Here is a 12,563-nt window from a genome sequence, read left to right as displayed (position 1 = left end):
TGAGCTTAAAACAAGGTACTGTGTACTTTTCTTGACTGCAGTCATCTGAAATTCTTGGTACAATTGAATTATTGTAATAGAGGGAGAGAATAACATGGTGACTTTTAAGGATGAACATGGTTTTTTAGTAGAATTTTCATCAAAAGCGGAGTTCGGAGAGGCTTGGCACGTATTGGTACTTTGTCAGTTTCAAGGAAAGTGGGTGCTGACGCGTCATCGAGAACGTGGTCTTGAATTTCCAGGGGGAAAACGAGAGCGTAGTGAAACGATAGAAGAAGCGGCTATTCGAGAGGTGTATGAAGAAACAGGCGGAGTTGTTGGTGAGTTGCTGTTTCTTGGACAATATCGAGTACATGAACCGAATCGATCATTTATAAAATCGATTTATTATACAGAGCTAACAGCGATAGAGAAGAAACAAGAATATTTAGAAACAGATGGACCTGTATTATGTGTTCAGTTACCAAATAATATGAAAACCGATACCGATTATAGCTTTATTATGAAAGACGAAATTGTACCACTAAGCTTGCAGCAAATCGGAAGAGTAAAAAAGAGCACCACTTTTTAATGTAGTTCCGTTACATCCATGTTGTTGATTTTTAGTTCATTTAAGCGTTCAGAGCGAACATGAGCCAATATCACTTTATCAACAAGGTTGCTTAAGAAAGCTTAATCTAAAAAGCGGTGCTATCTAGTCATTGCTTAATTAACTTCTTTTCTAGCAATTCCACAAGCTGATACATAATAGTTGCAATAACAGCGATAATCATAAGTGAGAGCATCACAAGGGTAAAATTAAATACTTGGAAGCCGTAAATGATTAGGTAGCCAAGACCTTTTGATGAAACAAGAAATTCACCGACAATGACACCGACCCAAGATAATCCGACGTTCACTTTTAATGTTGAAATAATTGTTGGAAACGAGGCAGGGAGAATCGCTTCTTTGAATGATTGGGCACGTGTTGCTCTGAAGGTTTGTAAAACTTTTAAGTAGTTTGGATCGACTTCTCGAAAAGCCGTGTACACAACAATAGCGGTGATGATAATGGAAATAATCGCTCCCATCGCAATAATGGAAGAAAAGCCAGGTCCCATCGCTACAATTAAAATTGGACCGAGTGCTACCTTTGGCATGGCATTTAAAATGACAAGATAAGGATCAAGAATGTTTGAAAGCATTGGTGACCACCACAGGGCTGTAGCAAGCAGCACGCCGAGTAGTGTACCGAGGATAAACCCAAGCAATGTTTCGAAAATGGTTACACTTAAATGCGATAATAAAGTTCCATCCTGAATTTTTATTACGAATAGTCGCCATACTTTCGTTGGTGAACTAAAGATAAGCGGATTAATCCATTGAAGGCGCGAAGCAATTTCCCAGCTGCTAAAAAAGATAAGAAAAATCAATATTTGATACAATCGGACAAACCGTTTTTCTCTGATTAAGGAGGCTTTGAAATCATGATGAAGTTGTTTAATGTTCAAGACTTTCAAGCTCCTTCCAAATGGTTTGAAAAAGGGATGGATATAGGGGATGATTACGTGCATCAAAAGGACAAAGTGCACGTAATTCGGCAGGTATGTCAAATATTCGATAAATCTGACCAGGATTCGCTGAGAATAAATAAATTCGGTCGCTCATAGCGATTGCTTCCCCAATATCGTGCGTTACAAGCAAGGCTGTTTTTCCAAACGATTTTAATGTTTCAAAAACGAGATCTTCCAGCTTAAGTTTTGTTTGATAATCAAGGGCGGAAAAAGGCTCATCTAATAGCAAGATTTTAGGGTCAACAGCAAGTGTGCGAGCGAGAGCAGCACGTTGTCTCATCCCGCCCGACAATTGCTTTGGAAATTGTTTTTCGACGCCGACTAAGCCGACAGCTTCCAATAGTTTTAGGGCTTTGCCATCTGTATCTTTTAGTTTTTGAAGCGTTAAACCTAATATTACATTTTCCTCAATTGTCTTCCATGGAAACAAATAATCTTGTTGAAGCATATAGCCGATTGATGCATCTTGATCAGATTTTAATGGCTTACCTCCTAGTTGAATGCTTCCTGAGGTAGCTGGAAATAGCCCGGCAATAATAGAGAGCAGTGTTGTTTTGCCACAGCCGCTAGGACCTAAAAAGGAGACGAATTCCCCTTTTTCGATGTTAAGACTGATGTCCTTTAGAGCAGTTGTCGCTGTTTCTTGTGTGAAATACGTGTGATAGATAGAATTAATAGTTAAAAAGCTCATCGTCTTACTCCGTCACTTGTTCGGCAAAGTCGGTGTTGACCAATTCCTCATATTCCATACGTGCTGGTAGCTCACCGGCTTCGTCCATGATGTTTTGTAAATTATTCCACTCTTCTTCATCTAAAATTGGATCTGTTGCAAAGGAGCCTTGTTCTTTATAACGATCTATTACGGTTGTCATAATGTCTAAATCCGTATCTTCAAAGTAAGGAGCAATCAATTCGGCAATTTCTCTAGAGTCTGTTTCTTGCACCCATTTTTGTGCTTTATAAATGGCACGGGTGAATTTTTCCATGGTTTCTTTGTTTTCTGTTAAATAGCTTTCTTTTGTCATAAACACTGTATAAGGAACATGCCCTGATTCTGTGCCGAACGAAGCAACGATATGACCTTTTCCTTCCTTTTCAAAAATGCTGGCAGTTGGTTCAAATAGCTGTACATAATCCCCGGTTCCAGAGGCAAAGGCTGTCGCAATATTGGCAAAATCAATATTTTGAATAAGGTTTAAATCTTCGTGCGGGTCAATGCCGTGTTCTTTTAACACAAATTCCCCTAACATTTGCGGCATGCCACCTTTGCGTTGCCCAAGGAATGTAGAGTCTTTTAACATTTCCCATTCGAAGTTTTCGATAGGCTTGCGGGAAACAAGGAAAGTACCATCTGTTTGTGTAAGTTGCGCGAAATTGATGATAGGATCGGTTGTACCTTGTGCTGTCACGTAAATTGAGGTTTCAGATCCGACAAGAGCAATATCAGTACCATCAGATAGCAGCGCTGTCATTGTTTTATCTCCACCTGCGGTCGTTTTTAAATCAATCTCCAGGCCTTCTTCTTCAAAAAAACCTTTTTCAATAGCAACATATTGTGGAGCATAAAAAAGAGAACGAGTTACTTCTGCTACGCGTACTTTTGTGACTTCGTCTTTTCCACAGGCTACTAGAGGAATCATTAAGATACAAGTTAATAAAAGTATAGATCCCGTCTTCCATATGTTTTTCATTTGTTTTCCTCCTTAAAAATAGGTATGTGCCTAAGGCATTGTATGAAGAGAGGAAAGGGGTGGTGCCTTAAAAGGGGGATAATTTTGGTAAGATGCTTTAAACTAGAAGGGAAAGGAGAGTTATTTGTGTTAAACGGTAAAATCATTTCGAAAGAGCGGTTTCCATCGCCTCATCCCAATATTCACTTATATTCCGTAACGTATTTATCACAAGGTCTGTATGTGAAAGGATTGTTAGCAGAGCCAAAGGATGGAGAAGTTTACGATGGCTTTTTATACTTAAGAGGCGGGATTAAGAATGTTGGTAAAGTTCGGCCAGCCCGTATTATCCAATTTGCTGCCCAAGGATTTATTGTGTTTGCTCCTTTTTATCGAGGAAATCAAGGGGGAGAAGGAGATGAGGATTTTGCTGGCGAAGATCGTTTTGACGCCATTGCTGGATTTAAATTATTAGAGCAGCATCCGCGTGTGAAGAAAGAACATATACATATTTTTGGCTTTTCCCGAGGTGGGATTATGGCGCTTTGGACAGCTATTGAATGTAGAACCGCTGCATCGCTTGTGACATGGGGCGGAGTATCGGATATGTTTTTGACGTATGAGGAACGTATAGATATGCGTCGAATGATGAAACGAGTTATTGGCGGGACACCTGCGAAATATTCAGAGCGTTACGAATATAGAACTCCGCTTTCTGCTGTGAGAGATCTTTGTTTACCTGTGTTAATTATTCATGGTGTGTTGGATAAAAATGTGTCGGTTGAACATGCTTATCGTTTACAAAAAGCGTTACAGCTAGGGAATAATCAAGTGGAAAGCTGGTATTTTGCTGAGTTTACTCATTATTTCCCTCCTGCAATGAATCGAAAAGTTGTTGAAGATTTAACAGATTGGATGAAAAGGTATGTGGAAAAATGATACTATGAAGGTAAATACTTTAAGGGGGTTATGATATGGGGATGCCGATGGAATTGAATACGATGATTGTTACAAAAGGTAATGAAAGACGTGAGGATGAAAATATTTTTCATTTAACAAAAGCAGGTTATCGGTTGTATCCAATTGATATTCCAGTTGAAGTGAAGAAGACGATAGAGTCTGATTCAAGTGGGACGGCTATTATTCAGAAAGTAGAGTGGGAGAATGAGCAAACAATGATTACATATCGGCTTATATCACTGAACTCGACAAATTAATGAAGTGGCTTGTTTAAGTGCTTTTACTAAACGTGATCCGTATCACTAGGAGTATAAAAAACCCGACAATTAACTCTCAATTGTCGGGTTTTCATTCTTTAATTAAGCGATTGGTCCGCCTTGTTCAACGATTTCTTTTGATACGTTGAATTTTTGGATGTTTTCACGGAATTTAGCCGCAAGTTCCGTTGCTTTTGCTTCGTATGCCGCTTTATCTTCCCAAGTTTTGCTTGGCTGAAGAACTTCGTCTGGAACACCAGGTACATGAAGTGGAATCTCTAAACCGAAAATGCTATCTTTAACAGTTTCAATGTTTGTTAATTCACCTTCAAGAGCTGCTTGAACCATTGCACGAGTGTAAGCAAGTTTCATACGGCTGCCAGTTCCGTATTCTCCACCAGTCCAGCCAGTGTTTACAAGGTAAACTTTTGCATTGTGCTCATCGATTTTTTGTCCAAGCATTTCTGCATAACGTTGAGCTGGAAGTGGTAAGAATGGAGATCCGAAGCATGTAGAGAAAGTTGCTTCTGGAGATGTAACTCCGCGCTCTGTACCAGCTAATTTACTAGTATAGCCACTTAAGAAGTGGAACATAGCTTGTTCTTTTGATAATTTACTGATTGGAGGTAATACTCCATAAGCATCAGCTGTTAAGAAAATAATTGTATTTGGATGTCCAGCAACACTTGGTAATACGATATTGTCAATAGCATCCATTGGATATGCTGCACGTGTATTTTCAGTTAATGTTTTGTCATCATAATCAGGAATACGAGTATCAGGATCAATCACTACGTTTTCTAATACTGTTCCAAAACGGATTGCATCAAAGATTTGTGGTTCTTTTTCACGAGAAAGGTTGATTGTTTTTGCATAGCAACCACCTTCAATATTGAATACACCATTTGAAGACCAGCCATGCTCGTCATCACCAATTAATTTACGGTTTGCATCTGCAGATAACGTTGTTTTACCTGTTCCTGATAGTCCGAAGAATAAAGCAACATCACCTTCACGACCTACGTTTGCTGAACAGTGCATAGAGAAAATATCTGATTCAGGAAGTAAGTAGTTCATGATAGAGAAGATAGATTTCTTCATTTCTCCAGCATATTCCGTTCCACCGATTAAAACTGTACGACGTTCGAATGAGATAATGATAAATGTTTCTGATTTTGTTCCATCAACAGCTGGATTTGCTTTAAAGTTAGGAGCAGAAAGAATTGTAAATTGAGAATCATGATTAGCTAATTCCTCTTCTGTAGGACGGATGAATAATTGATGTGCAAAAAGATTATGCCAAGCATATTCATTCACAACTTGAATTGGAAGGCGAGATGATTGATCAGCCCCTGCAAAACCTTTAAACACAAAAATTTCATCTTTTTCTTTTAAATACTCTGTTACTTTGTTGTATAATTTATTAAACGTCTCTTCAGAAATCGGCTGGTTAGAGTTCCAGTCTATTTTATCTTTTACGGAAGCCTCTTCCACGATATATTTATCTTTAGGTGAACGACCAGTGTATTTACCTGTTTCAGCTTTAATTGCTCCTGTTGCTGTTAATTCACCTTCGTTACGGCTTAATACTTTTTCTACTAACTGAGGTACAGAAAGTTGTATGTGAGCATTTTTACCAGCTAATAATTGGTGTAACTCATTAGAAACATCCACAGAATTCATATATGAGATACCTTCCTTTGTTTTAAGTTTTTTAAATTACGATTAGTATAACACATTTATTTAATTAGTCTATACTAATTATTTTTTTTTGTGATTTTTTTTATATAGTCTCCTTAATCAAGTTTATCATTCGATTAAAAGGAAATATTTATCAACAAAGCAATGATAGTGTTGCATAACAGACTTGTCAACAACATTTTAAAAAATGTCATATAATAAGATTGATATGAGTATGATGAAACGTGTTCACTTTGTCAGTTGTCCAAAAAAGGATTATAGTACTCGACGTTTTCCAGTGTATAGAGTAGGTTTCTTTGTAAGCGTATGAGAAGGCACCTAACATGTTTCTTTTAATAGGAAAGAATTAAGAAAAGAAATTTATTTAATATGACTTTAACTGGAAGGTACTAAAAGGTTTTTATGCTATTCGTAACACTATGTTACAGTATCTCTTTATGTATCGTTTGTCGATGTAATTAGGACCTTATAATCTAACGTTGGGTAACCAAAAAATGTTATATCCTCTTAATCCTAATTGTGCAAGGAGGAGTTGTTCGTTATAAAAAGGCTATATTAATGATGCTGTTCACTTTTTGCTTGTTTCATTCAGACTAGCTGAAAGGTACGTGGAACTGTAATTTCATATAGACGATATAAAACATTGTACAAAAAAGTGTTGACAGCGTCCAATAGATTCCGTATCATTTTTAATTGTACGGATTCTCTTATCCCGAGTTGGTGGAGGGACAGGCCCTATGAAACCCAGCAACCTGCCATAGTGTGAACTTAAAGTGAAATGAAGGCTAAAATAAGGCCGTTTATTTTTTAAGGAATCATGGTGTTGGTGCTAACCTGAGCAAGGTAAACAACCCTTGAACGATAAGAGTGAAAGGATAGTTGACAGATAATAAACCTTTCCTCATTAGCTAGGAGAGGTTTTTTTGTATTTTGAAGAAGAATCAAAGTACAGGGGAAACATGAATTTCGATTAAAAGTCGTGTTTTTCTAAATATATTTGTCACTATGATGGAAGCTAATAAGGGAATGAGCTCCGTAAAAGACAGACTTTTGCCTATAATATAACTAACTTCCAAGGAGGAAATAAGATGTCAAAGAACCGTCGTCTATTTACTTCTGAATCTGTGACAGAGGGTCACCCAGATAAAATTTGCGATCAGATTTCAGATTCAATTCTTGATGCAATTCTAGAAAAAGATAAAAATGCTCGTGTTGCTTGTGAAACAAGTGTAACTACAGGGCTTGTACTTGTTGCAGGTGAGATTACGACATCTGCTTATGTAGATATTCCACGTATTGTTCGGGATACAATTGCTGGAATTGGTTACACTCGTGCGAAATATGGTTTCGATGCCGAAACATGTGCTGTACTAAGTTCAATTGATGAACAATCAGCGGATATTGCTGCGGGAGTAAATCAAGCGCTTGAGGCTCGTGAAGGAACAATGACTGATGAGGAAATCGAAGCAATCGGTGCAGGAGACCAAGGTTTAATGTTTGGTTTTGCTTGCCGAGAAACAGAAGAATTAATGCCGCTTCCTATTTCTTTAGCACATAAACTTTCTCGTCGTTTAACAGAAGTTCGTAAAAACGGCACATTAGAATATTTACGTCCAGATGGGAAAACACAAGTAACTGTAGAATACAATGAAAACAATCAACCAGTTCGCGTGGATACAATTGTTATTTCTACTCAACATGACCCAGAAGCAACGCTTGAACAAATTCAAGCTGACTTAAAAGAACATGTCATTAAAGCAGTTGTACCAACTGAATTAATCGATGAAACAACAAAGTATTTCATTAATCCAACAGGCCGTTTTGTAATCGGTGGACCTCAAGGGGATGCAGGTCTTACAGGTCGTAAAATCATCGTTGATACGTATGGTGGCTACGCTCGCCATGGCGGTGGAGCGTTCTCTGGTAAAGATGCAACGAAAGTGGACCGTTCAGCGGCATATGCAGCTCGTTATGTAGCGAAAAACATTGTAGCTGCTGGTCTTGCTGATAAAGCAGAAGTACAGCTTGCTTATGCAATTGGTGTTGCTCAACCTGTATCAATTGCTGTAGATACATTTGGAACAGGTACAGTAAGCGAAGAGAAATTAGTGGAGCTTGTTCGTAATAATTTCGATCTTCGTCCAGCGGGTATCATTAAAATGCTTGATTTACGTCGTCCTATTTTCAAACAAACAGCTGCTTACGGACATTTTGGCCGTACAGATGTAGATCTGCCATGGGAGCGTACAGATAAAGCGGAAGCGTTAAAAGCACAAGCATAACTATGATAAGAAGAACTAACTTATTTGAGTTAGTTCTTCTTTGTTTATGTAGTCATGGAGCATATATATTGGTAAAAGTGAGCCTAAAATCATATATAATACATATAGAACCTTTTTGAAAAAATACCTAACTTATAACGAGTTAAGCACTATATATGTATATGTATCCCTACTTCACGGGCAGCAAGACCCTTATCTCAAGATTATGAGGCGATAATAAGGAAGGCAGGGGGGAGAAGGCTGCCCGTACTGCTTTAATTGGTGAGATATAGCAGAAATCTTAGTGATCGTAGAACGTGGCTAACTATCAGTTGGGGGGAAGGAAAGCCCAACTGTATAGAAGTTCCTTTTATTTAATTCTCTTTGCGTGTTTGTATAATTGTCCTTTTTCAGCGTATTCTCGGATAATGCGTTCCACATCTTTACGATCTTCATCATTCAGCTCGCGCACGACTTTTGCTGGACGACCAAATGCGAGTGTATTTGGCGGAATCACCTTGCCTTGAGGAACGAGGCTACCGGCCCCGATAAAGGCACCTTCACCAATTTCTGCTTTGTCTAGGACGATGGAGCCCATTCCGATTAGCGCACCTTTACGGATTTTACAGCTATGTAGAATAACTTGATGACCAATCGTTACCTCATCTTCAATAATCAGCGGGTTATTAGGACTTTGATGAAGTACACTATTATCTTGGATACTTACTTTTTTCCCGATAATCGTTGGGGCTACATCGCCACGAATGACGGAGTTAAACCAGATTGTTGTTTCTTCGCCAATTTTTACATCTCCAGTTACAACGGCATTTTCAGCAAGATAAGCACTTTCAGCAATTTCAGGAGTTTTTCCTTTAAAAGGATAAATAATCATTTTGTATCAATTCCTTTCCGTAACTAGTATTTTTCGGTATTATTTTAATATACGGTAAAAAGATATTACTCATTAATCATACGTGTACTGGTCTATTAGTTCTATTGTTTTTTTTACACAATTTTAAACTAAGGATAAATACTTGGCTTTTATTAAAAACTAATGTCACTATCTTTCAACAGCATTTTTTATATTACACCTAGAGAAAGATAAGAAGGGGGAATTCACATGTGGAAATGGGAGGCAGAGGGTGCTGCAAAAGCAGTAATTGTCATTATTCATGGTGCGATGGAGCATCATGGGCGCTATAAGTGGCTTGTGCAAATGTGGCGATCATCCGGATACCATGTTGTGATGGGGGATCTTCCTGGACAAGGAATAACATCACGTGCTTCTCGAGGTCATATTGATTCCTTCGATGAATATTTAGATGAAGTGAAAATTTGGATTGAAGCTGCTTATGAATACTCATTGCCTGTATTTTTGCTTGGACATAGTATGGGGGGATTAGTAGCAATTCGTCTTCTTCAAGAAGAGGAATGGGATATTGCTGGTGTGATTTTATCTTCACCGTGTTTAGGATTAAAAAAACAACCACCAAAAATGATGAAGGCGATTTCTCCTGGACTAAATATTGTTTTTCCTACATATAAGGTAGACTCTGGGTTGTCACCAGACTTAGTGACGCGGAATCCTGAAGTACGTGAATCCGATTTGAACGATTCATTATATGTTACAAAGATTTCTGTTCGTTGGTACAGTGAGCTTACGCAATCTATGAAAGATGCATTTGAAGAAATTCCTGATTTGCAAGATGTTCCGTTATTACTTATGCAGGGCGGCGATGATCAGGTCGTAGATAAAAAAATGGTTCGTGATTGGTTTAATTATACTTTGCTAAGTGAGAAACAATTTAAAGAATGGCCGAATCTTTATCATGAAATTTTTAATGAACCAGAGCGAGAAGATGTGTTTAACTATGCGCTTGGCTTTGTAGAAACGCGACTAAAAATACTAGGATATGTCATCTAAAGGTTTTGTTATAGAATCCTATTTAATAGTCAATCTAAGGGGGAAAGTTGCTGGATGAATGTATGTTCGGCAGCTTTTTTTATGTGCTGAAGAAAAGCTAGTTTCTTGGAAAAAGTAATCCCCCAAATCATAAAGATTTGGGGGACGTTTGTTCTTTAAGCAATTTCAGATTCCTTCGAGTGAACTTTTTTCATAAATTCATTTACGTCACCTGGTACTTTTCTGTCTAGTTTAGACACAATGTACACGGAAAGGAAACCGACTGGAACCGTGATGATTCCTGGAACATTGAATTGTAAGAATGTTGGAAGTGTGTCTTTAAAGAAAATCATGTACATCGACACACCAAGTCCGATTAAAAGTCCGGCAATTGCTCCTTTTTCCGTCATACCGCGCCACCAAATTCCTAAGATGAAAATTGGGGTAAAGGTACTTGCGGCAACTGTAAAGGCTAGGGCAACAAGGTGACCAATTGAAGCATCTTTAACAAGTAATCCAAGTGCTCCGTATAATACACCAAGAATAACAATCGCTACTTTACCAGCAACAACACGTTGTTTTTGAGTAATGTTTTTCTTTAGAACCGTTGCATATACATCATGAGCAAGAGCTCCAGAGCTTGCAATGAATAGACCTGATAGATTTGAGAAGATGGCAGCAAAGGCACCGGCAATAACAAGTCCTAGCAGCCAATCGCCACCTAGTGCTTGAGCTGTAGATGGAACAACCATGTTGTTTCCGCCTGTAATCAGGTCACTCATAACTTGTGAGGAAGCTTCTCCTTGGATAAAGATGGCGCGGCCAACTGCTCCAAGATATACAGCGAATAAGAAAAATACGCTGGCAATCCCGATTGCCATTAAGGCCGAACGTCTAGCTGCTTTAGCACTTGGGTTTGTATAGAATCGTAACAATAGATGAGGCAGACCAATCGTACCAAGAGAAAGACCAATTGTCATCGAAATAGTTTGCCAGAACGTCGGGAAGTAGTTACCTGTTCCAGACCAAGAATCCCCGTCAGCTACAACATCTTTGCCGTCAGTTGTATATTGAGCGGTATCCGCAATAGTTCCTTTAAAATCACTAATGTTCGCTAAAATTTGATTATAATGAAGTCCGATGTAGATAGCTATTACAGTCATCGCAACGAAGGCTGCAAGGCGAATCCATAGCTCTAGTGCTTGGTTTAATGTTGTTCCTTTCATCCCGCCGACACCAACATAGAACACCATAAGCGTACAAGTAAAAATAATTCCGAATTCATAACTTGTTCCAAAGAACATACTTAAGATTTGTGCGGCACCAAGTAATTGAGGAGCTGCATAAAAGCCTGAAATCGCTAAGACGACGACAACGGCTGTTAGTCGGGCACGTTGACTATGGAAGCGGTAAGCAAGGAAGTCAGCTACCGTATAGGCACCGAAGCGGCGTAGTGGGCCAGCTACGAAAATAGCAAGCAATGTTAAACCGATAGAGAAACAGAATGTATAATAGGCTCCGTCATATCCTAGCTGGAATGTTAAACCAGCAAGCCCAAGGAAAGTCGCTGCACTTAAATAATCGCCACCGATGGCTGAACCGTTTGTAAACCATCCAAAGCTTCGGCCTCCAACGAAGAAATCACTAGCACTTGCATTTCTTTTTGTTAAGTACGTGATATACACGATTGTCCCCATTAAGAGAATCGTTAATAAATATTTTGGTTCTAATAAAGTTTGGATCAATTAACGTTCCTCCTTTCTTGACTGTCAGTGCTATTTTCGCTTGCATACTGTTTAAGTCGCTTCTCGTAAAGATATGTGTGTATGTAAGCGATACCGAAAGCTAATGCCATGGCAACAATACTAGTGAAGAACCATGAGTACGTCATGCCTCCCCAAAGTCTTGAAAAGAAAAATTCAGGTGCGTACCAATTCAAAATTGGGATGGACAAGATAAAAATGTAGTAAAAAATAGTTAGTTTAGAACCTGTCCCAAATTCCTGCTTCATAATCTTGCTAGTTTCGGGATCAAGCGGGGGTAAATCCTTGATGTCGATTTTTTCTGCTGGTACGTATTCGTAATCATCTTTGAACTCACTAGCCAAATTCTCTCATCTCCTTTCATTTAATGAAAAGGCTTACAGTAATTGGATGTAAACCTTTCATTTTCTTGATTGTACTTGAAAAATATGGATTATACCTTACAAAATATTGCTAAACTTTTACATAATATTGCTAATTTTTCATAAAAAAATA

At 38.4% G+C, this 12,563-nt stretch carries 12 protein-coding genes and 1 riboswitch; of the genes, 5 read left to right on the top strand and 7 right to left on the bottom strand.

What is annotated here, in order from left to right:
- Positions 1-94: 94 nt before the first annotated feature.
- A complete protein-coding gene (gene ytkD, locus BAOM_RS19510) occupies positions 95-571 on the top strand; it encodes an RNA deprotection pyrophosphohydrolase (protein WP_127761720.1) in 477 nt (158 codons plus the stop codon).
- Positions 572-698: 127 nt separating this feature from the next.
- Here the strand turns inward: ytkD and BAOM_RS19505 are convergent, their stop codons facing one another.
- The 3 genes from BAOM_RS19505 to BAOM_RS19495 are packed head-to-tail and all read right to left on the bottom strand — an operon-like array spanning position 699 to position 3,244.
- Positions 699-1,490, bottom strand: coding sequence for an ABC transporter permease (locus tag BAOM_RS19505; protein WP_373995310.1), 792 nt, complete (start codon positions 1,488-1,490; stop codon positions 699-701).
- Entirely contained in the window at positions 1,480-2,244 is a 765-nt protein-coding gene (locus tag BAOM_RS19500; protein WP_127761719.1) for an ABC transporter ATP-binding protein, read from the bottom strand. Before BAOM_RS19500 ends, BAOM_RS19505 begins: the two co-directional genes overlap by 11 nt.
- A 4-nt stretch (positions 2,245-2,248) precedes the next feature.
- Positions 2,249-3,244, bottom strand: a complete 996-nt coding sequence (locus BAOM_RS19495; protein ID WP_127761718.1) for an ABC transporter substrate-binding protein — start codon at positions 3,242-3,244, stop codon at positions 2,249-2,251.
- Positions 3,245-3,328: 84 nt separating this feature from the next.
- Here BAOM_RS19495 and BAOM_RS19490 point away from each other — a divergent pair, with 84 nt between their 5' ends.
- Both BAOM_RS19490 and BAOM_RS19485 read left to right on the top strand, forming a co-directional pair.
- Positions 3,329-4,162 (top strand): alpha/beta hydrolase family protein, encoded by an 834-nt coding sequence (locus BAOM_RS19490; protein WP_252282624.1) that lies wholly within the window; start codon positions 3,329-3,331, stop codon positions 4,160-4,162.
- 35 nt (positions 4,163-4,197) lie between these two features.
- Complete coding sequence (locus BAOM_RS19485; RefSeq protein WP_119116940.1) at positions 4,198-4,440, top strand: DUF2584 domain-containing protein; 243 nt, start codon at positions 4,198-4,200, stop codon at positions 4,438-4,440.
- A gap of 102 nt (positions 4,441-4,542) precedes the next feature.
- On the opposite strand, the gene pckA is transcribed toward BAOM_RS19485, so the two are convergent.
- Positions 4,543-6,123, bottom strand: coding sequence for a phosphoenolpyruvate carboxykinase (ATP) (gene pckA / locus BAOM_RS19480; RefSeq protein WP_127761716.1), 1,581 nt, complete (start codon positions 6,121-6,123; stop codon positions 4,543-4,545).
- Between the two features lie 722 nt (positions 6,124-6,845).
- Positions 6,846-7,009, top strand: a riboswitch (SAM riboswitch).
- A gap of 220 nt (positions 7,010-7,229) precedes the next feature.
- Here pckA and metK point away from each other — a divergent pair.
- Complete coding sequence (gene metK, locus BAOM_RS19475; protein WP_127761715.1) at positions 7,230-8,423, top strand: methionine adenosyltransferase; 1,194 nt, start codon at positions 7,230-7,232, stop codon at positions 8,421-8,423.
- Positions 8,424-8,772: 349 nt separating this feature from the next.
- Here metK and BAOM_RS19470 read toward each other — a convergent pair whose 3' ends face one another.
- A complete protein-coding gene (locus BAOM_RS19470) occupies positions 8,773-9,291 on the bottom strand; it encodes a gamma carbonic anhydrase (protein WP_127762651.1) in 519 nt (172 codons plus the stop codon).
- Positions 9,292-9,522: 231 nt separating this feature from the next.
- On the opposite strand from BAOM_RS19470, the gene BAOM_RS19465 reads away from it, so the two are divergent.
- Positions 9,523-10,326, top strand: a complete 804-nt coding sequence (locus tag BAOM_RS19465) for an alpha/beta hydrolase (RefSeq protein ID WP_127761714.1) — start codon at positions 9,523-9,525, stop codon at positions 10,324-10,326.
- Positions 10,327-10,481: 155 nt separating this feature from the next.
- Here BAOM_RS19465 and BAOM_RS19460 read toward each other — a convergent pair whose 3' ends face one another.
- Both BAOM_RS19460 and BAOM_RS19455 read right to left on the bottom strand, forming a co-directional pair.
- A complete protein-coding gene (locus BAOM_RS19460) occupies positions 10,482-12,050 on the bottom strand; it encodes a sodium/solute symporter (RefSeq protein WP_127761713.1) in 1,569 nt (522 codons plus the stop codon).
- Complete coding sequence (locus BAOM_RS19455; protein ID WP_127761712.1) at positions 12,047-12,412, bottom strand: hypothetical protein; 366 nt, start codon at positions 12,410-12,412, stop codon at positions 12,047-12,049. The genes BAOM_RS19460 and BAOM_RS19455 overlap by 4 nt, the downstream gene beginning before the upstream one ends.
- Positions 12,413-12,563: the final 151 nt, after the last annotated feature.

Origin of the sequence: Peribacillus asahii (genome assembly GCF_004006295.1) — a bacterium.
Taxonomy (GTDB): Bacteria; Bacillota; Bacilli; order Bacillales; family DSM-1321; genus Peribacillus; species Peribacillus asahii_A.
This window is presented reverse-complemented; position numbering and strand designations above follow the sequence as displayed.